General features: G+C 39.8%; 16 protein-coding genes. All 16 read right to left on the reverse strand.

The window, feature by feature from the left end; translation table 11 throughout:
- Position 1 precedes the first annotated feature (1 nt).
- Complete coding sequence (locus M2448_RS11520) at positions 2–3997, reverse strand: DUF6443 domain-containing protein (RefSeq protein ID WP_280646792.1); 3996 nt, start codon at positions 3995–3997, stop codon at positions 2–4.
- Positions 3998–4009: 12 nt separating this feature from the next.
- Positions 4010–7420: a hypothetical protein gene (locus tag M2448_RS11525; protein WP_280646791.1), complete on the reverse strand. Its 3411-nt coding sequence runs from the start codon at positions 7418–7420 to the stop codon at positions 4010–4012.
- A gap of 12 nt (positions 7421–7432) precedes the next feature.
- The gene (locus M2448_RS11530) at positions 7433–8599 is read right to left on the reverse strand and encodes a T9SS type A sorting domain-containing protein (RefSeq protein ID WP_280646790.1); all 1167 of its coding nucleotides are present in this window, start codon (positions 8597–8599) and stop codon (positions 7433–7435) included.
- A 640-nt stretch (positions 8600–9239) separates the two neighbouring features.
- Positions 9240–9974: a phosphoadenosine phosphosulfate reductase family protein gene (locus M2448_RS11535; protein WP_280646789.1), complete on the reverse strand. Its 735-nt coding sequence runs from the start codon at positions 9972–9974 to the stop codon at positions 9240–9242.
- A gap of 9 nt (positions 9975–9983) precedes the next feature.
- Positions 9984–10508: a hypothetical protein gene (locus M2448_RS11540; RefSeq protein WP_280648035.1), complete on the reverse strand. Its 525-nt coding sequence runs from the start codon at positions 10506–10508 to the stop codon at positions 9984–9986.
- A gap of 14 nt (positions 10509–10522) precedes the next feature.
- Positions 10523–11209, reverse strand: coding sequence for a radical SAM protein (locus M2448_RS11545; RefSeq protein ID WP_280646787.1), 687 nt, complete (start codon positions 11207–11209; stop codon positions 10523–10525).
- 12 nt (positions 11210–11221) lie between these two features.
- Complete coding sequence (locus tag M2448_RS11550; protein WP_280697132.1) at positions 11222–11650, reverse strand: hypothetical protein; 429 nt, start codon at positions 11648–11650, stop codon at positions 11222–11224.
- A complete protein-coding gene (locus M2448_RS11555) occupies positions 11647–11883 on the reverse strand; it encodes a hypothetical protein (protein WP_280646785.1) in 237 nt (78 codons plus the stop codon). Before M2448_RS11555 ends, M2448_RS11550 begins: the two co-directional genes overlap by 4 nt.
- A 40-nt stretch (positions 11884–11923) precedes the next feature.
- Positions 11924–12100 carry a hypothetical protein gene (locus tag M2448_RS11560; protein ID WP_280646784.1) on the reverse strand — a complete coding sequence of 59 codons (177 nt, stop codon included), beginning with the start codon at positions 12098–12100 and terminating at the stop codon, positions 11924–11926.
- Positions 12101–12178: 78 nt separating this feature from the next.
- On the reverse strand, positions 12179–12406 hold the full coding sequence (locus M2448_RS11565) for a hypothetical protein (RefSeq protein WP_280697134.1): 228 nt from the start codon (positions 12404–12406) through the stop codon (positions 12179–12181).
- On the reverse strand, positions 12403–12828 hold the full coding sequence (locus M2448_RS11570; protein ID WP_280697136.1) for a hypothetical protein: 426 nt from the start codon (positions 12826–12828) through the stop codon (positions 12403–12405). The genes M2448_RS11565 and M2448_RS11570 overlap by 4 nt, the downstream gene beginning before the upstream one ends.
- A gap of 34 nt (positions 12829–12862) precedes the next feature.
- Positions 12863–13147 (reverse strand): DUF4120 family protein, encoded by a 285-nt coding sequence (locus M2448_RS11575; protein WP_280648007.1) that lies wholly within the window; start codon positions 13145–13147, stop codon positions 12863–12865.
- A 14-nt stretch (positions 13148–13161) separates the two neighbouring features.
- Positions 13162–13662 carry a hypothetical protein gene (locus M2448_RS11580; RefSeq protein WP_280648006.1) on the reverse strand — a complete coding sequence of 167 codons (501 nt, stop codon included), beginning with the start codon at positions 13660–13662 and terminating at the stop codon, positions 13162–13164.
- Positions 13659–14231 (reverse strand): hypothetical protein, encoded by a 573-nt coding sequence (locus tag M2448_RS11585; RefSeq protein ID WP_280697139.1) that lies wholly within the window; start codon positions 14229–14231, stop codon positions 13659–13661. Before M2448_RS11585 ends, M2448_RS11580 begins: the two co-directional genes overlap by 4 nt.
- Positions 14232–14251: 20 nt before the next feature.
- Positions 14252–14650, reverse strand: coding sequence for a hypothetical protein (locus tag M2448_RS11590; RefSeq protein WP_280647765.1), 399 nt, complete (start codon positions 14648–14650; stop codon positions 14252–14254).
- Positions 14651–14873: 223 nt separating this feature from the next.
- Positions 14874–20081 carry an N-6 DNA methylase gene (locus M2448_RS11595; protein WP_280647766.1) on the reverse strand — a complete coding sequence of 1736 codons (5208 nt, stop codon included), beginning with the start codon at positions 20079–20081 and terminating at the stop codon, positions 14874–14876.
- Between the last annotated feature and the right edge of the window lie 154 nt (positions 20082–20235).

Here is a 20235-nt window from a genome sequence, read left to right on the forward strand (position 1 = left end):
TCTATTTTAGTTTTATTGGTGAAACTCGAGGTTTTATATACTCTGGTATTGTAATATTTAATTTTTGCCGATATTGCACCCCAGAATAACGCCCTTTGCCAGAGGAGTCGAGAATCCAAGACGGAGCATATGGTACAATAATATAGCCACCTCCAATTTTAGTCTTATCATAGTGAGTTCTAAGTGGCAAATTTGCTTCTGCTCGAATAAAATTCTCATAATGAGTGGATATGGTTTCTGTATTAGGTATTTGTCGGCCATCATCCCCTATCATTTTCCAAGGTTCCATAGCCTTAGAAAGCCCTCTTATTGATAAGTCTACGCCATGCCCTAACTCGTGACCAATATCTAACCAAAAAGGGCTCATTTGAATACCATTTTCTGTAGGGATCTCACTTCCTGATAAATCATCCTTTAAATAAATAATATTATTTGTCATATCAATCTGATTTTTATAATCCAATTTCATATTTTGGGCTTCTATACGTGATAAACTCTTAATAGAAATATCTCTTTTATCATTAGAAAAGTAATTAACTAACCATGCTCCTGTTCTTGAATTGGAAAATAAATCATTCAAACCATTTAATATCCCTTCTAAGACACTGCCAGGTAATACTGTATATTCATTATATTTGCCTTTTTCATATTGATATAATTGACCATCTTCATATTTATAGGACTGTCCACCATGATAAACATATATCCACATCCCTGTCGGATCAATAAATTTCAACGGATTATTAGCCACATAAGCATAAGGAGATATTGAATAATACTTCTCCGCCAGCGGATCGACAGTGGTAAACCTGCCCGTAGCAGGCTCCATATACCTTGCCGAATAATCGATAAGGTTCAGTTCATGCATCTGGTCGAGTTCTTTTCCATTGTATTTATACGGCTGTAAACCTTGCTCTGCTTTCAGTGTTTCGGCAAAAGCCATCCCGAATGGATAATAATGGTTTTTCTGTATTACTGTACCATTCTTGTCTACTACCACACGGTTATTACCTAAGTGATCGGTCAGATAGAAATAATATTGCCCGTCTTGTATATAACCTCCGTCTATCACAATCATTTTCAAAGAGCCATTTTCATATATCTTATTGCCGATATAGTCGGTTTCTTTCAGCAGGTCAAGGCTGGCATCCTGCGCTGTTGTGCCATGCATAGGAGTATAAGCCGGATTGCTTGCAGCCAGATGCTTTGTCCTTAGCTTTATTCCTCCTGCCGAGTAGGTATAGTAAACTTTACCGCTTGTCCTGCCGGTTTTTACGGTTAGTTCCTGTGGTAAATTTAATGAATTATATGAGATTCCCAATATTCCTTTGTGAGTATCTTTGTCCATTGCCCCGTTTTTGTTATAGGTATACAAACCGTTTACTCCGGCATGATTTTTAAAGTCGGCCGATGAGGTAAGATTTACATTTACTCCCGTATCGGTTACTTTCGTCAGTTGGTTTCCTGTATAATTCATTTTAAGATTATCTACAAGCCCATAGGAGGAATCCGTTTTCCCGCTACGTTTTAGTGTCATAATATTACCATGCTTATCGTACGTATATTGAGTACCATACTGTTCGTTGCCTATACCTGTATAGTTTGCTTTTTTCAGGCGCGACAGGCGGTCGTACTCAAAATCGTAGCTGCGGTTTTGCCCATCGGTAGTCCAATCCATACGGGTAATGTTTCCTCCGGGACTGTGTTGCAGGTTTTGTGAGAAGTATTCTCCTGTGATAGCAGTAGTCCACGAGCGAACGTTATAGGCATAGTTGGTGGGAATATTGGTCGCGGTTTCTGTAGGTACTTCAGGCCCTTCTATTGCTGTACCGTCGTCATCTACCCCTATGTCACCATCATCTCCTCCTGTTATTAAGCCAGATCCACCCCTGTTGATACCGCTTAGTTGTCCCAGTTCGTTATAGCTGTTTCTTGCCAGTATTACCGGGGTATTGTTGTTCAGGCTGTGCTGTGTCGACAGCAGCCTGCCCGCATGGTCGTAGTTATATTCATACGTTTCCGTCTGGTCGGGCTTGCCCTGTGCTTTATGTACGTTCATTCGTTTGAGTGGTTGATTCGTGAAATTATAGGCGACATACTCCCAATCAGTCCCGTTCAGGTGATTGTTTGCTTTGGCCTGTACCATACGTCCCCGGCTATCATAATACATTACCGTATAGAGTAGCGGACTATTTGCCTGCCCGCCCAATTGGGCGGTTAATGTACCTGTGAGCAATCCTTTATTACTGCCGGTATAGCGGTCACCATATCCGTCCTGCCCTGTGAATCGGCTATCGTTATTGTCAGGTATGGAATTTTTACCCAGAAATTCGTAATTATCATAATAATTCACAGTCAATACCTGCGGATTGGTAAGGCTTATACCCGTGATGTTATATCCTTTGTATGTATTTGTGGCATTTGCCCACAACGCTCTCACAATCGCATTGTCTAATGGATTAACGGCATAGTTAATCGTATTTTTACAGATACCCGTCAATGCGATCCGTCCATGTGCATCGGGTATGGCAAACGACCATTCGTTTTTGCCGTCTTTGCGCTGTTCGCCGTCCTGTGTGAATATAAGGTTATCGGCCCTGTCGTATACATAATATATCCATTCGCTGCCGGGAATCCGTTTGGCTATGCAACGGTGCAGATTATCATATTTGTAGAGGTAGGCATATCTCAATAAGGCATCTGAATTGTCGCCCGTCTGGGCTGTGCCGGCTGCCAGCGGAGGTAATACATAACACAGGTTCCCGGCTTTGTCGTATACATAATAGGTATCCAGATAGCCTTCTTCTGCTACAGTGCGGGTAAGCAGTACTTGCCCCAGTTTGTCTTTAAATTCGTATGCAAGATGTCCTTCTTCGTCTGTTACCCTTGTTACCAGTAGAGTTGAATTTGCGTAATACCCTGCATTTACCAGCGAAGTGACTGTTCCTGTACCGTTTACTTTATATAGGATGCATTTCAGGCTGTCTTTTGTGTTGTCGTTGGTCAGGTATCCTGTCCTTACGGCATTTCCCGCATTGTGCCAGTCAGCCCCGGGACCGAACTGAGCAGTAACACGGTTCAGCGGCGAATTTTCGTATATAGATTTTGCATAAGGTTTCTGGTCGTTATTGAGCTGGATGGCTGCATTCTTCACTTCCGGTTCATCAACAAAAGCTCCGTTTTGTGCCGATAGTGCTGGCAGCCATGTATTCGATTGCCTGCCATAGGAATCGTATTCTTGCAAACTTATCAGGTCTCCTTTGTTAGGTGTAATACCTCTCTGCACGGTTTGCGAGAGGCGGCCAAGCCCATCGAAATATTGTATCTGGTCGATAAAATCAATTCCTGTTTCATTGGTATATGTACGGGTATTGATATAATTCCGGCCACCGGAAAAATTGAATGTAACATTTTTTTGTGTCTGAATTCTGACAGTATACGGGCCTTTGCGTCCGAGATTGTCAGGCCCTACGTATTCTTCGTCATTAAATGTTGTTAGGGATAAAGGTGTTACTTCTTCTTCGATATCGATTCCTTTATATCCACAGGGAGTAGCAGGTCTTATTTGATATTTTCCCGCATCTAAAACTATATATTCAGTTTTTTCGGTCCCTTTTATCAGTGAATAGTTCTTTATAACCGAACTGCCAATATCGCCTGTCATTTTAGATAATGTTAATAAACAGTCATATTCCGACTGGTTGGTAAAAGTAAAATTCAGTTCGATAACACCGTCTACTTCAAAATCTATTGCATCTTCGAAAGAAGTATAATCATTATATATGAACATACATTCTGTATATAAACTCTGTTGAAATGCAGAATAGGCGGTAAGCAAACCCCAATTATGAGTTATCATATTCGGCTCGGATGGTTCGGGCCCTACCGGCCCTCCGGGTCCTCCAGGCACCGGCTCTTCGGGCTCGGACACTTCCTGCGACAAAACGATGCCGCAATTGCATATTATTAGTAGAATAAATAATATATATTTTTTCATAGCTATTCTTTTTTAGTGATTCTGATAATGATATTCATAAGACTGAACAGATTTTTTTTTACCGTCTTCCATAATGTAAGTTTCTTTGAGACGACCTAATCCGTCATAATCGTAGTAGGTGGTTATTCCACGTGGGTCTGTCATTGTTTTCACCCCTACTAAAGGTTCGTAAGTATAAGTGCTTATCAGTGCATCTTTAAGCCTCGCATCGGTTCTCAATTCCATAATACTATATGGATACCACATATAAGGATCATCTTCTCCTGCAATGGAATTGATGAGAGATTCACCGATGACCGATTTCAATTGCTCATAGCTTATGTTCTTTATTTCAGCTATAGGGTATTGCCCCTTATATCCCCAAAGAATACAGGTTGAGTTATTGTCTTTCCCTATAATATTTACCGGATTGCCAAATGTGTCATATTTAGTAATGGTTGATTCGGTATATTCGTCAGTTCCTGCATACTTAACTTTTTTCTGATGAGGAAATGGTGCTATCATGCCGTCTATCAATAAATTTTCAGAAAAACTGTAATTTACTTTAGATATAAATTCATTTGATCTGAAATAATTCTGTTCAACAGGATAATTAATCATATTGTTAATTTTCATTATTTCATATGCGCCATTAGAACTTGACAAATCATGTGGATAGGAAACGGTCGATTTAATACTGTTATTTTCACTATCGGTTGAAGTTACAGACCGGATCAGCCGATAGTCTTCATCATAAGTAAAATCCTGTGTTTTCTCTACTGTTTTATCTAAATAAAGAGTTTCTTTTTTTTTCTTGAGATAAGGAAAATATGTATAATGCAATCCTGCAACTATGCGGTATGATCTTAAACTTTCTGCCAGATCGATATTATTACGGCTAAGCTTCATGTAACGCACATTCTGTTCAAACCTATTGGGATCATCATTATAAAAATATTCAGTTTTACTTTTCGGATTTTTATTTGAATCAAATATTTCTTCCGATAAGGGTTGCCCCCTTTCCAGTTTCATACTTATTCCTTCATCATCTTCCCAAAGTTTTATTAGTGGAGTATCCCTGATTTCTAATTGTCTTAAATCTCTGGATACAGCATGAATGAGATCATTATCGTGATAACCGTTATCGTAATTTTTATATTTATATACTTTAAAGCCATTGCCGGGTTCTTCAACTGTCACTTCGCTATAGGTTACATGATTCCCTCTAGTAGACATAAGCGGATATATAGGATTGGAAGTGCATCGTAAAAAATAATGTACAAATGCACTATCTGAAACTAATTCCCTGCCGGAACTCAAATATCTTTTTATAATAGCCACGTCCTCATATTTTTCATGATATTTAGGTGTATAGGCCAAGATACCACTTGAGGCAGTTCCTCCGTTTAAATAGTTTTTTTTGTAATGATATATTTTTTCTGTCAGTTTAGTTCCATTAAAATCATAATTTGATAATTTCTTTATGCGAGGTCCTCCGGTATTTATGTTCCCATTCGGATTATTTTCTACTCTAAATGGCCATGTCTTGTATTCCGCTCCATAATCATGAGGCTCATATTCAAGTTGAGTATATCCTTTTGTGGGATATATCACTTTTACCAGCATATCATTCATGTAATGTGCCGTACTTGGCTTTTTCATCTGATAAAAGAGAGTGCAATCATTCTGAATTTCTTGATAAAAAACACCACTAGGATTATCATCTGGTAAATAAAAAGAACCATTGTTTTGAAAACCATAATAATCTGTGGATTGACTTAAATAAAAATCTGTATATAAGGGATTGTATTGGAACGAATAGGTTTGTAATCCACTATAAGCTTTTCCCCGTATTTTAATATCAGTCAGTTTCATTCTTTGTAAACGATTGGTAGTATAAGAAAAATCAACTTTTTTTATCCATTCGCCACTATTATTGTTGTATACCTCAAAAGCATCCACCTTATGCGGAAGAAATCTGTTTCTTGCAGTTTCCCAGTTAGTATCTGTTGTACCGTTAAGCAGTTTTTTTGTATTTGCAAATTTCACATCAGGATAATTGTAAAAACTATTATAATGATTATTCATTGATTGAAAATATTTAGAATCTATGTAAGCTCTGGATCCCTGAGTTGGACTCATAGGATGGAATGGAGAATAATCTTCGTAGATAAGTTGTTCGGATGCAATAGAATTTTTAAATTTTACTTTGCCTGACGGAAAAGTTACTTCTTTCAGATAGCAACCATTGATTAGGGTAGCCTTTGTTCCATCAACTGTATTTACGCTAAGGCTGGGACTTCTATCCTTCGATGCTCCCACTGCTCCTGTTTGTACGTTATAGATAGTATAGCGACTAATGACATAATCGGTAAAACGGACTTGCGTGATATATGTTTCCTGTTCATAAGAAAATTCGATTTTATATCCATTCGGAGACTCAATAGAAACTAAATACCACGATGTAGGTTGTATATATTTGATCATATTACCGTCATCAATATCCTGAAATTCCCTGAGTCCGTTTCTTGAAAATTCAATGGAGTTAAAAGAACCTCCAAATTTATATTTTATTCCTTTTGTATCTGTTAGTTCAAACCCTGTTATCATTAAAGGGATATTTATGTTCGGATTATAAATTATTTCAGAATCGGGATCATAATATGTTGTGTCTTGCACTACTATAGGGAAAGGAGGCCAACCTCCAACAAGAATAGTTTTATTTTCTATGCGCATTGCTCCTTTGACAGTCTGTGGCAATTCTTTAAATTTTCCACTAAAACCACTAGGCTTACTAATCTGGGTAATACGAAATGTTTCTCCTTTATCTGACTGAACTCGGAATGCGCCGGTATGGTCAACATAAAATCGCCCTACATGTCCGTTAAAGTTGAAATAAAATTCATCAGGGTCGCTTGTGCCCTCCAATAAATAATCATGATAATAAACATATTCTTTCAGTGTTCTGTCACTGCTCCAGTCATCATTTATTCTTGGATCGGGCATTTGGGCTAGGTGTTCCCCGTTGGTTTCATCCTCTGGCCCTGCCCCGTAGTCGGGAGAACCTTTTATTACTCTTGTTATAACTCCTCCACATTGTAAAGACCAGCCTAAACCGACAGGTCCGGGGAATAAATCAGGTTTAACCCCGGAGGCATGATAACTAACAGATATTGGTACTGATAAATCCTTATGTTTTATTTCGTATAATGGTATACTTATTTCTGCTGTTCCGGTATAGTTACCCACTGGTATTTGCCCGAATATTCCTAAGCTGGCAGCCCGTGGGGATACTGGCATAAAGTCTTTTGTCGATCCGTATTGCATATCCGGAAGGGGATCCCATAGTGTGCTGTTTCTAATGTCGCCACTAAAGTCTTGTGCTTTTAAGAGTGATAAGACATGAAACAATAAGATGATTGTTAAGTATATAATTTTTCTCATAATATATAGATTTTATTTTTTAATTATAATTTCATTTACAAAAGTGTCATTTGCTGTAATCCTAAGTACATAATTTCTCGATTGCAGATTTGAGCAGTCGATCGTTTCATTATATATCCCCTTAGTTCTTGATTTAGGCTGTAGCTTTCTTATAGGTAATCCCTCCATTGAATAAAGCTCGAAACTAACCTTTGCATCTTCTTTCAACTCATACTCCAGATTCATATGTGAGACAACAGGGTTCGGATAAATCCTGCAGGTCATGATATCTTCCAGTGTGACTGTCTTGCCATCTTGATTGTTTGCATCTGTTGTATTGTTTTGATTATCTTCAGTCTCTTTCCAAAGCTCATCCAGTAAGGCCTGATTCTCCGGATCAGTATCCAGATACAGGTGGTCCTGTGGAGGATAGAAAAAGGCAGTGGAGAAGATTGTCGTGCTATCAGCTATATTGAGATTCCTGACCGTCTCAAATACAGGATAACGATATCCTTTACTGTACCAGCGGCAGGTTTCAAGTAATTTCCCCTTATAGTTTATCGAATCAATATTATAGGAATATTTGTTAGGGATATCTAATATTGTTTGTTCTGTCTTTACCCTGAGTACAGGACTAAGGGTGTCTCCAGAAGGAAGAATAATCTTACCATAAGCATCCGCAGTGGTAGTTATTGTTCCTTCGGATTGAATATCTATTGTTCCTGAATATAAACCTTCGGATTTATATTCAGATGAAACTGTTTGTCCATAGTTCAATGGGAATTGTATCAGAACCATAGGTGAAGAGTATTCCAGTTTAACAGATGGGTTTTCATGCCCTGTCTGTAATAAAGAATCATTGGATAGGTGATAATAGTACATGGTATTATGCTCTGTACCTACTATCAGCTCATTGTCCGATACATTTTTCTTGTTATAGCGGATATCACCTAAGATATACACTGAATCACCTTCCAGCGGTGGCAAATCATAAGTCAGTGTATATTCTTCATTAATGGTCTTCAACTTACTAAAGTCCCATACCTGATTCACTCCGGTTTTTCCGGGATTGACAAATTCAACCTGTTGTTTTATTAACACATCACCTGGGCGGTAATGGTTATGCAGGGTGTTCAACTGCCCGTATAAAGACAGTACACCCATAAATGCTGACAGCAGCATCAAAAGGATTGTTTTCATAGATAGTTAGTTTTTAGTGTTGAATAAGCGTTTTTAAGTATTAGTTATTACCTGTTTTACTTGATTCCCTCTTATAGATAATTTGAATGAATAATTTCCATATGATTTTAACAAAAAAATAAATGTTTTTTAATTTATATTTGCTTCCACAAGGTAATGTTTATAAAGACAAGCGGACTCTAATTTTTTATTGAAATAAAAATACATTAATTAGGTTAAATTGCAATATGTAAAGATATTATTTAACATAAACCGTATGTTTATCTGTTAATTCAAGAAACATGACTTACTCTTGAAATTCATTGGGAAGTTCATGAACCATAATCCTGATTGGAATATTTATTGCCCAATCAGATATAAAAGATAATTTGTGGAAATTAAAATCGAAAGGTTATAATAAAAGGTTTGCTTAAGCATTACAGATTTGTAATAAAGCTTAATGCTTTATGTATAGAAAACAAATGGTTTTATGTTTAATATCAGCTGGTTAACTTTATTGCTTTACATAATAATTTACATTGCATAATGGGCATTATGTAAAGCTTTACATAATGCCCATGTAGTGCCGGCTTTTAAACCTTCAAAAAGTTTTAAGATCGGTTAATCCGGATAGAGTTATTCCCTTAAAGGATCCTATATATTAAAAGTTCGCTTTCTCAAGTGAACTTTTTTCTTGGAATCTCACTTCCAGATCAAAGATAGTTTCTCCGCTTTTGCGCCGAAAAGGACGGTTTGTCTTAGTCTGTAGTTCTTTAAGTTGTTCCCAGTAGCCGGGTAGATATCGGTATATATTATATAATTCTTTCAGGTTTTTATTCCCGCAGTTCCAACAACTAACCCTGTCTAAAATGGAATACAGAGCTATCCCTTCTTCCCGCCAGTCAAAGCCTTTTTCATAGCAGTAAGTTAATGCCTGCTCTTCGGTTATACCCCATTCTGCCAAGGGTAAAATACGGTTGGGATGCCATTCTTTATTGAAACGGTAAGGCTCGTCCACAGCCAAGCCAACATAGAAATAGGAATCCGCTATGTATTTTCGTAATACACGCAGCTTTTCACTCGTACCCCACCGACAGGGGCCACCACACCAGGAATAACCGTATTGATGGATAATATTTGTCCCCCGTTTTTTGACAGGCTTTTCAAGCATGGAGTATAAAAACGGTTTATCTGGATGCAGTTCTGTATATTTGATTCCTTCAGCTTTCAGAATAGGTAATACTTTATCCCGCATCTCATACAAGGCTTTGAATTCCATTCCTGTATTAAAAAATACCACTTCATCCAACGGATAGTGCTTTTCAATCAACATCAGGGTCATACAAAGCGAGTCTTTACCGTGACTTAACGAAGAGATATAATAAGTATCTGCCATAGGGGGTTATTAAAACAGGTCTAATTGCAAAGCAATCTCCCGCCTGTAAATCCGTATCCTACGTCCATAATAGTTTTCAAACGCCTTGATCAGTTGTGTCGTATCTACATGGTATTCATCACCGTCATCCTGCACGATATGCGATACGATTTTATCGATACTCCAGCCTTTTTCTATAAAATAAGACCAGATCCAGTATCGTCGGGTCGGTTTTTTGAGCTTCATTTCGTCCCATTCCAAATCTGTGGCCGGACGTTTATAGATTATTTTGTACCAATGGGTTTCAGCCATTCTCGCCCTGTCCTGCCAAGGCATCAGGTCTATAATAACGGCTATCTCTTGTTTCTTGATGCATTTATGGTGAGTTTTACGGATTCCATACATAACAACGGGTCTTTCCCAATCAGGATTTAACTCCCTGTAATGTAGGGTTTCGACTGTTTTCTTATAAATCCGGACCAAGTCCACTTTATCAAAAAACTCCCGGAGCCATTCGTCGGGAGTTTCGTACAAACTATTGGGAAATGTCGCCATAACTGTTTTTCTATCTAATATTTTTTCACATGGTATTTCACATAACTCCAAAAACAACAGCAATGACATAATTCATTTCCGGTTTGCCTCTGATAACTTAAATCGCCATTGCTGAGTATCATCCCTTCAGCATTCAGATATACGTTTCCTTCTAAATGATTTCCTTCGTTAAGGGTTAAGGGATGTATGTGATTTTGATTTCCGGAACAACTTCGACCTTCCTTAAAGAGAAAGATATAGTCTGCCTGCCCTCTTAATCCGAAAAAGGGGTAGCAACTCAATTTTTCAATGATTTCAGCATGAAACCTGTTATCATGGAAGCAGTCATCACTCATCTCCAGCATACGGAAATTTCCGGACATATTTTTCTTCTGCTGGTAATCATAGAGCTTTGAGCATATGGCGATAAACTCATCGGATAAAGAACTTTTGGAACCATTGGTTACAATATAAAATTCATAGACTTCAATTTCAAAGAGTTCCACCTGCTTCAGTATATACCTGATTGCCTTAATATTCAGGGAAGGCTCGCCACCGGTTATATTGAAATGTCCGATACATCGGATATGTTTCAGTACATTCCTGATGTTGCTATGGCGGATATCGAGGTTCTGTGCATCTCCCCGCATACAATGACTACACAGCATATTGCATTTACGGGTTATTTCAATGGACAATGTCCTGAGTATTAGTTTTTCCATGAAATTTTAATATTAAGATCCCATTTCGATAATCCATGTGACTATAAAGTCCTTATTGCTTTCCGGCAAACAGAGTTTCTTCAATCCATCGATACCATCTACACAACACAACAAACCTTCCTTATCTTTTGATTGCCCATTCAGTCCTATCAGGCATTCGCCGTACTGGTTATTCTCATCCCGGTAAGTAATCTCACATCTGGCGCTTGCAGGTTTTTTTCCGGTAGCCTCTTTGTAGCTTCCGGACAAATAATCTACAGCCTGTATCACTTCTTCACAATCACTAAGCACAGTAGAACTATGGCAGTCTGTACAATAGCCATAATAGAAACTTTCATCTGAAAAATGGTCCAGAGCTTTATCCATATTGTTCTTATTCGGGTTAACCCATGCTTCACAGGTTACATCCTCTCCCCCACACTGGGTACATATTACTTTCATATTCTTATGCTTAATGAATTCATATCATTAGCAGTCCTCAATGCTACCCAGCTTTCTGTCAGGCAATCACAGAATTCATCATTGATGGCTATTATAAAATTTTCAAGACGGTATTTTACTATCTTATCCTGTCTTGTCAATTCATCTAATTGCTCTAAAGACAAGGTTTCTGACTCTTCACTGGAGAAATCACAAACCGGCATCACGTATATAAAAATATTATCTGTTGACATAATTTGAATGTTTTAAAATTTATTACTGAATACCTTACACTTACAGCATCGGAAAATCTTCCAATGCACAAATCAATCCGTCAAAATCTTCGTTTTCACTCAATACTTCAGCCATAGAGTTTATAATGTGCCTGTCTGTGCTATAATCCTCTGATAAAGACTTTAAATAATCGTTCCGGTCTTTATAGCCGTTTTCCTTGTAAATGTTTTTTTCCATCGTTTTCTGATTTTATAAAAGAAAAAGCCCGGATCTCTCCAGGCAGTTATTATTATCTCATTATATGTTATGTAATTTTTATCCCAAAAACAACGATACAGTTTCATCGCTTAGCTGATACTTTTTCTGCAAGCACCGCACCATTTCTTCATTGTCCTGTTTGAAAATAATCTCATATACGCTTGTATCCGCCGGATTGAACGGATGGTCTTCCTGCCATTGCTGTATCCATTGCAGGTACTCTTTGGTAAAATCGCGGATAGCCTGGACTTCTTTTTCTAAGGCATGGTTCTGTTCTTTATTCATCTTATTCTGAATTTACAGGTTATTTCATTATCAGCGGGTTCTGAGATTTCCGTTAATGAACACAGCTTATTTTCTTCAATAAACAGGATAGCTTCTTCTATCTCATCTTTCTCAAAACCGTCTCCTCCATCTCCATTGAATAGGGATATGAATAAATTGGCTTTCCATAAGGGAATTGTGATTTTTTTCATTTTTACACTGACTATTTTCTGCACCTTGAATAACCCACCTTTTACCCGGGCAAATTCCCCGTTTTCAAATTTTTCGTTCTCCTTAACCGGCAGAGTACTGCTTGTCTTATGCTCCGGTTTACCTTCAAATAAGCCTTTTATCACAATAATTCTTTCCCGACCATCTCTTTTGGAAGAGATGAGCGGGACTTCTTTGATCCTGCCGATATAATTGATCCTTATTTTTCTCATAAAATACCATTTATCCAAATTAAACAATTATCAATCAGGTATGTATCTGCCAGCCTATTTCCTGTATCATTTGAACAGCGAAAGATTCATCCGGGTTGCCATGAAACAACAGCCCTCCGTTCATGATGCGTTTTCCTGCATTATCCTTCAACTCAAAATAAAAAGATAGTGGCGCAAAGTCCTTATACAGATATACCTCACAATCGGCATTCATTTCATATTGTTTCAACCTGTCAAGACAGTTTTGCAAAGTCTTATCGGTTGTCTTCTTGGCATAAGCCATTGCCTCTTGATATCTTTCTTCACATTTTATTACCATAGTTCAATTGTATTTTATGCATTTATATTTACTTTTTTAAAAATATTCCAGAAGAGATGGATACATCCCATCTTGCTTTTCTGGTAGAATGTTGCTGTAAAATCTTCTGCAAAGCCAAAACGCCTGAAAGTAATTTCCAGACAATAGTTATTGTCACAGGACGACTTCTCGCATTCTACTCCGGAAATGCTGATAACTTCCCCATCTTCCGCCAGTGTTTTGAAATCGATATTTACTATATCCTTTTTTGTCCTGTAAATACCTTTTTCAAGACTGCATAAAGGATCACGGGTCTGATATCTGTTTAATTCCTTACTACCCATTTTACGGATGTAGCTAGTCGATTCGTATGTAAACCATCCGTACCCGCAGCCATGACGGTTACTTCCCTCGCTTCTCTGGGTAATTCTTTCTAATGAAACATTATCCGGGTATATTCCGATAACAACATATTCTATTTCCGGATGATCTACGAAGGTAAAAACCATCCCTAATTCTATTTCTTCTTTTTTCATAAGGCTCTGAGTTTAAAATCAGCCAATTCTGAAAGCTTATTGTAGTATTTATCGTAAAGCGGATTGAATATATTCTGATATTCCTCGGTGTAACATTCTTCTTTAGAATCGGCAAAATCTTCCGGCAGCTTGCCGTAAGTATCGACCATTTCTTTTTCCGCCAGATTACATGCCAATTCCATAATGGAAGAGTTCAGTGAATTCAGTACATTTTTTTCATCCATATCGTCAAACCAATCCAGAACATAGCCGATAAAATACAGGATATCGGAATACTGATTTTCTTCGATTATAAAGCCTTCTTTACGATAACCGGTATCATCGTCGATACCGTCTGCATAGATAGTTTCGTTTTCATCTATATATACATCGGTTACACAGATACTATACACGTCTTTGCGTCCCGGAAGGATCGCTATCAACGGATAATCGTCATCAGCCTCTTCTTCCTTTGTCCTTTCAAGGATAATGCGTCCGTTATTGTCTTTCAAAGTTCTAATTATCAGATATTTTGTCTTTTCGCAGATGGCTTCATTTTTTAGTTTAAGCCTGTAATATTCCTGTTTCATCTTTCTTATATTTTTATTAGTTAGAAATCTCTCATGCTGAATATAAGCCGGACATAATCACCGGCTGTTCCATGTATAGGTTTAAAATAGTCCGGCATGGCAGGTGTTTTATCCAGATTGAAGACTATTTTCATCTCACTAAGGATCAGCGACTTTACTCTTTCACTCATCCTGCGGTCTGTTTCAATCGTGATACCACAGATATGGATATCCGGCTGCGAATAACGTTTGAGATGCTTCACAGAGTTCCATACATGTTGCGATGAAGCCCCGTCCGTCCAATGAATTGTCAGGGTTTCATAATTCCCCCTTTCTTCTGTACTTATCGTAAAATCTGTCTTCGGGAAACAGGTATTCAATATATTCCTGATTTCCGTTCTCTGCCTGCTGCGCTGTTTTGGCTTTACAATAGTGTTCATATGTTTTCTTTTTTTAATGAATACATGGATGTTTACCCTGCACACAGACAGAGTAAGAATCCGTTTATTGGTAAGGCTCTAAAACTTGCAGGGATTCGCTCTCGGCAAGGTTTTATGTGGAAATACGACCCTTAAGGGTGGAGATTTCCGCATAAACGCCGCAAGGCATACCTTGCCGACGGCGTAAAGTCCCTGCAATAGCTTGCCTGCCAATAAGCGGATTTTATTCATTTTCTATCTCCATCAGTTCCGGTTTCTCTTCTTCTACTTCTTTGTCTATATTTGCCAGTGTGTCCTGTATTTTACGCTCCAAGGCCGACAGTTCTGTTCTCAGGCGGATTAGTTCCGAAGCTCTTTTCCATGGCGTGTCGATTATTTCCTGCAAAACAGGAATGTCTTTTTCTATTTGTGCAATCTCCGACTCGAATTTAGGTATCAGGGACGGTATTTTATCTAATGCCTTTATGAAGTTGGCTGCTGCCAGTAACGGGTCCCGGGCTAAATCACCATTGTTGTAAGTATATTTACAGGCTCCTTCGATACAGAAGCGGTTATACTGTGTTCCAAATGCCGGCCTTTCTGTTATTACTAAAATCTTAAAATCAAGCAAGGCTCCTATTTCTATGAACTGACCGCCAGTATCCATACCATTGGCGATGACTACCAGTCTTTCTCCGATTTTTTCTATCGAATCATTGCCTTCAAATTTATTCAACCGGATCGGATTCGGTCTGATACCATTTTCATCTTTTATAAGCTGCGTTTCAACTCTCTGCCAGTCCCGGATAATACCTTCCAGACGGTTTTTCTTTTGTTCAAGTTTCAGCCGGCTGTTTTTCAACGACCAACCTGTCTGCTCCAATTGTTTGTTATAGTTCTTTTGCTCACTTTCCATGAGGCTGATCCTACGCTCCAGCTTCACTTTATCCAGCAGGTCGGTATTCCCCGAAAGGATGGCTACATATTCTGAATAATTCATATTACCGTCTTCGTCCATAGCTCCCTCGTCAATGGTACGCTTGCCTAATGAATTGGTCTTGAGCTGTGTGATAAAGGTTTGCTTGTTCTGCAACAGGTTGAATTTGTAGGTGTCCAAGCTGTTTTCTGAGGCATAGATGATATTATCGACTTTATTACCGGCGTAGAGCCGGGCGACCTTATTGCCTTTACGGGCTCCACGTCCGCCTCGTTGCTCCATGTCTTTGGGAGTCCAGGGGATGTCGATATGATGGGTGGCCACCGCATAGTCCGGAGCATCCACTCCCGTACCCAGACTCTTGGTATGGCCTACCAGCACCCGGATAATACCTTGTTTAAAGGCGGCAATCATAGCTTCCCGCTGTCTGATGTTCTTAGCTTCCTGGATAAAGCGAACTTCGTAAGCATGCAACTTGTAATCTTCTACCAGTTTCCGCTTGAGTTCTCCATAGATGCTCCACTCATCAGGCTTATCGGGCTTGTATGTGCCTATGTCGCAAAAGACAAACTGTGTCCCCCGCTGATTATCAAAGCGGTAATAATAGTCCGCTATCTTTTTTGCCGCACGGGATAGCTTATTATCCGGATGGTCGTGGTATTTTTTAAGATCGATCAGCCGTAGGTCTAAAGATGCTTTGCGTGCCAGGTCGGTTACAATCAGCATACGGCCTGAATCTTTTTTATCATATGTCATACCGGGACGGCCGATCAGCTCTCCATCTCCTGTTTTTGCAAATTCAATCAATTTTTTCTGAAATTCGTCCTGCTGTGGAGTGGAACGGGTCGTGTAAAACATGACGTTATTTTCGGGGCGCTCCAGATTTATATCTTTTCCTGTACGATAGTCCGTTATCTCGTTGTAGAAATTGGCAAGCTCCGGTACGTTCTTGAAATAACGGAAACGTTCTTTGGACTTGATCTCATTGGTCACAGTAAATTCAAAATCGGAAGTTTTTTTAGCATATACCGCCGCCCAGGCATCGAATGTGCGGATACCTTGCCCTTCCATAGCTGCCGGGCGCAAGTACTTGAATAACAGGTATAATTCGACAAGTGAATTACTGATGGTAGTACCGCTCAGAAAAGTAGCACATAAATCCTTGCCTTTTAAGTATTGCATGGTTCTAATCGCATACAGCAGATTCAGTGCGCGCTGGCTGCCCTGCGGATCTCCTAATCCCGACACATAGCGATAACGGGTATCAAAGCGGAGATTTTTAAATTCATGGCTCTCATCTATAAACAAATGATCTATACCCATCGTGCGGAAGTCAATGCTGTCATCCCGCCTTTCTTCCATCTTCTGAAACAGTTCACTGAGCATGGCTTTGAGATTCTGCTGACGCTTTTGCAAACCCTTGAGCATACCTGCCGATGACGATATCTTGTTTAAGCGTTCATAGACTTTCAGGTTTTCTTCTACCGAATCTAATTCCCTCTGGAGGGTATCGCGCTGGATTTCCATAGACTGGGGTATCTTAAAGAATTGTTCATGGGTCAGGATGATAACGTCCCAGTCATCGTTCTTGATCCGGTGAAACAGTTTCATCCGGTTCTTAGGCTCAAAGTCTTTCTCCGTAGGATACAGGATTTTGTCGTTTGGATATGCCTTCCGGTAGGTTTCGGCAATGGCGAAAATATTGGTTTTTAATCCTATAATCATTGGTTTGTGCGCCATTTTCAGGCGTTTCATCTCATGGGATGCAATACAGATAGTCAGAGTCTTGCCTGTACCCACCTCATGGTCAATGATCCCGCCGTTATTGGATTTGAGCATCCAGATAGCATCGTACTGGCTGTCGTAAAGACGGTCGATCCCCAACGATGTAAGTTGCAAATCGGGAAAGGTCTGGAACTTGCCGTCATACCGGGGTTTTACCCGTGCGTTGAACTTGCGGTTATACAAATCCGAAAGCTTGTCCCTGATTTCGCCCGGTAAACCGTTCAGGTAGACGGCAAATCCGCTGCGTATCTCGTCAATCTTGGTATTGGCCTGCTGTATGGCTTCCAAATCAGGAACACGTATTTCCTTCCCTTCAGCGGTATACCGTCCCGATGGCTTTGTTATCTTGGGAAAGGTATTGACCAGTGCATGGCTGAGTATGGTAAGCCCGCTTATATCATTGCTGTAATCCGGTTTGACAGCGTACTTTTCCCTGATCTCGACAGTATGTTCGCTTTCAGCCGCTATATGGAAATTGTCTATATCGGCTATATACTCTATCGTAACCGTCGTATTGAACAGTTTACCTGCATATTCACTGTAATATGCGGCGGGAATCCACCTTTCCCCGAAATTGAAGTCCAAATCGGAAAAAGGGATAGCCTCAGGAATAGCTGTTTTCAAGGCTTCCAGCGATTTATGACACTCCTGAAGGTTCTCATCTCCGGGATGGACAGCTATATATTCTTCTATCTGCTCCGATTTAACAATCACATCGCCTGCGATAAAACGGGCGGCAACTTCGTAATCACCGGATAAGGGATTATAATAGATGACACCTTCAAGTTCCCGGATCAGGTCTTTTTCATCTTTGCCTGAAATGGCAGACATATATTCCGGATCGACCCGGTCGAACTTATTCAGGGATGCGGCCAAAGCCTCCTGCGCATTATCAACCCGAAGGGTCTTGTCTGCCCCGAATGATACGGGATGGTAGAAAATACCTGCCAGTTTCTTATTACCGTTCTCATAAAATTCAAGGGTTTGCATCTCATCTCCGAATATATCCTGCTGCAACAGTTTGCGGTTCTCCCGACAGGTCAGATCGCCGTATTTTCCGGTAAATTCAGTGTACCTGTCGTTCAACATTTGCCGGGCCTCCGGATTTTCTTTTTTCTGGATGGTTTCTGTTGTATGCAGAAAAAAATAGGTTTCACGCAGATGGATATAAGATTTGAATTTATCTACCTGAGCTTGGTTAAGCCTTAACGGAATAAAAGTATAGACTGTATCTTCACGCTGTTTTTGGGCATTCCATTGTGTTTTGATGGAGAGAGTTCCGACCTGTCCCCGATTTTCCACCAGCACCCCGTTTTTATAATAGTCCATCAGGACACCTTCGTATAGGCGGGATTCAAAGCTATCACCACAGATAACAACTGTCTTAGCGGGTAAGCCTTCCGGGGACGGGCCCTCTGATTTGACAGGCAAAGCCCGGCTTTTAGCTTTGGTTTGTTGCTTTTGCCGTATCTGTCCCCGCTCTTCTTCGGATATGCCGAAAATATCGAATAAGCTAAGCTCTTTCTCCGGTTCGGGTAAGGGTATTTTGTCTGCTTGAACTACAGGTAGTATACTGTTTCCAAAGTGTTTATTATACAAATCCGTATCTAAATACAGGGCAAGGTCTTCCCTGATTTTCTCATATAGCTTTTCGCTAAGGGCTTTCATCCCGTTTTCATACCGAAAATTAATGGCGGGCTGCCCATATTGGTCTTTGCCTTGCTTGACGCTTGTATAGACAACACGGCTGAAATCCATATAGTAGTTATTTATATTAACTCCCCCTAACCGGCGGATTCCGGTGAAATTGTATTCCCTTGTGGATCGTTCTGTTTTATGGCTGTCTTTTTGCAGAATAACCAAATCACTTGGTACCTGAGTGTTGGCATTATCCATAAACAGATTATCGGGAAGGCGTATAGCCGATACAAGCCGGCACTTGTCCATCAGCCATTTCCTTAGATATTCGTTCTTAGGTGAATCCATTACACCCTGCGATGTGATAAAGGCGATAAGGCCTCCTTCCCGTACCGCATCGACTGCTTTGACAAAGAAGTAGCTGTGGATATCCTTACAGCAGCGTTTCTTTGTTTCATCTTTTTCGGAAACATACAGGGGATCATAAACCCGGTAGTCCCCAAACGGAATATTGGAACAGGCAATATCAAAATGGTTCAATGAGCGTTCGTCTATCGTCTCGAAGCCTCCCGCTACAACAATATCTTCGGGATGTAGTGCTGAGAGGATGCCGGCTGTCAACAAGTCTTTTTCATAACAACTTACAGGCCGCCCAAAAACGGAAAAAGCTTCGGTAAACGCTCCGGCTCCGGCACTGGGCTCAATGATAGTATTCGCTTTTATCCCGGTACCGGTTAATGCTTTTGCAATTGCTTCGGCTACTTCGGGCGGGGTATAAAATGCTGATAAGATGGAAGCTTGCAGGCTATCCCTGTATTTTTTATATTCTTCTTCTGTCCGAGAATATTGGCGCAGGATACTGAAGAGCAGTTTTGTGTCTTCATAGAGTTCCTGTTCCGATAGCGGCCAGCTGTTCTTATCTTCGGGGCTTTCGCACTGCCGGAGTACGCACTTCAAGCCGCCGAATCCCGAATATTTTTTCAATAGTATACGTTCTGCTTCGGATGCTTTCCGATTTTCTTCTCTTATTCTGAAAACTGTTTGTATAGCAAGGATATTATCCTGCAAATGCTTTTTCTTATTATACGCCATAACGCTGTCATTTAAATTTCAGACAGCCGGCACTTGCCGGATAACGGATAATCAAGGTTTTTTGAAGGAAATACAACCCGAAGGGTGGAGATTTCCTCAAAAACCCGACAGGGCATGACCTTAAAGATTCATCCGGTAGACGGCAAAAATTTGC

The sequence above is a fragment of the Dysgonomonas sp. PF1-14 genome (assembly GCF_029892965.1).
In the GTDB taxonomy this organism is placed as follows: domain Bacteria; phylum Bacteroidota; class Bacteroidia; order Bacteroidales; family Dysgonomonadaceae; genus Dysgonomonas.

Excerpts from the sequence above, each read along its gene's own strand:
- M2448_RS11520 (WP_280646792.1), bottom strand. The coding sequence starts at position 3,997 with ATGAAAAAATATATATTATTTATTCTACTAATAATATGCAATTGCGGC.
- M2448_RS11525 (WP_280646791.1), bottom strand. The coding sequence starts at position 7,420 with ATGAGAAAAATTATATACTTAACAATCATCTTATTGTTTCATGTCTTA.
- M2448_RS11530 (WP_280646790.1), bottom strand. The coding sequence starts at position 8,599 with ATGAAAACAATCCTTTTGATGCTGCTGTCAGCATTTATGGGTGTACTG.
- M2448_RS11535 (WP_280646789.1), bottom strand. The coding sequence starts at position 9,974 with ATGGCAGATACTTATTATATCTCTTCGTTAAGTCACGGTAAAGACTCG.
- M2448_RS11540 (WP_280648035.1), bottom strand. The coding sequence starts at position 10,508 with ATGGCGACATTTCCCAATAGTTTGTACGAAACTCCCGACGAATGGCTC.
- M2448_RS11545 (WP_280646787.1), bottom strand. The coding sequence starts at position 11,209 with ATGGAAAAACTAATACTCAGGACATTGTCCATTGAAATAACCCGTAAA.
- M2448_RS11550 (WP_280697132.1), bottom strand. The coding sequence starts at position 11,650 with ATGAAAGTAATATGTACCCAGTGTGGGGGAGAGGATGTAACCTGTGAA.
- M2448_RS11555 (WP_280646785.1), bottom strand. The coding sequence starts at position 11,883 with ATGTCAACAGATAATATTTTTATATACGTGATGCCGGTTTGTGATTTC.
- M2448_RS11560 (WP_280646784.1), bottom strand. The coding sequence starts at position 12,100 with ATGGAAAAAAACATTTACAAGGAAAACGGCTATAAAGACCGGAACGAT.
- M2448_RS11565 (WP_280697134.1), bottom strand. The coding sequence starts at position 12,406 with ATGAATAAAGAACAGAACCATGCCTTAGAAAAAGAAGTCCAGGCTATC.
- M2448_RS11570 (WP_280697136.1), bottom strand. The coding sequence starts at position 12,828 with ATGAGAAAAATAAGGATCAATTATATCGGCAGGATCAAAGAAGTCCCG.
- M2448_RS11575 (WP_280648007.1), bottom strand. The coding sequence starts at position 13,147 with ATGGTAATAAAATGTGAAGAAAGATATCAAGAGGCAATGGCTTATGCC.
- M2448_RS11580 (WP_280648006.1), bottom strand. The coding sequence starts at position 13,662 with ATGAAAAAAGAAGAAATAGAATTAGGGATGGTTTTTACCTTCGTAGAT.
- M2448_RS11585 (WP_280697139.1), bottom strand. The coding sequence starts at position 14,231 with ATGAAACAGGAATATTACAGGCTTAAACTAAAAAATGAAGCCATCTGC.
- M2448_RS11590 (WP_280647765.1), bottom strand. The coding sequence starts at position 14,650 with ATGAACACTATTGTAAAGCCAAAACAGCGCAGCAGGCAGAGAACGGAA.
- M2448_RS11595 (WP_280647766.1), bottom strand. The coding sequence starts at position 20,081 with ATGGCGTATAATAAGAAAAAGCATTTGCAGGATAATATCCTTGCTATA.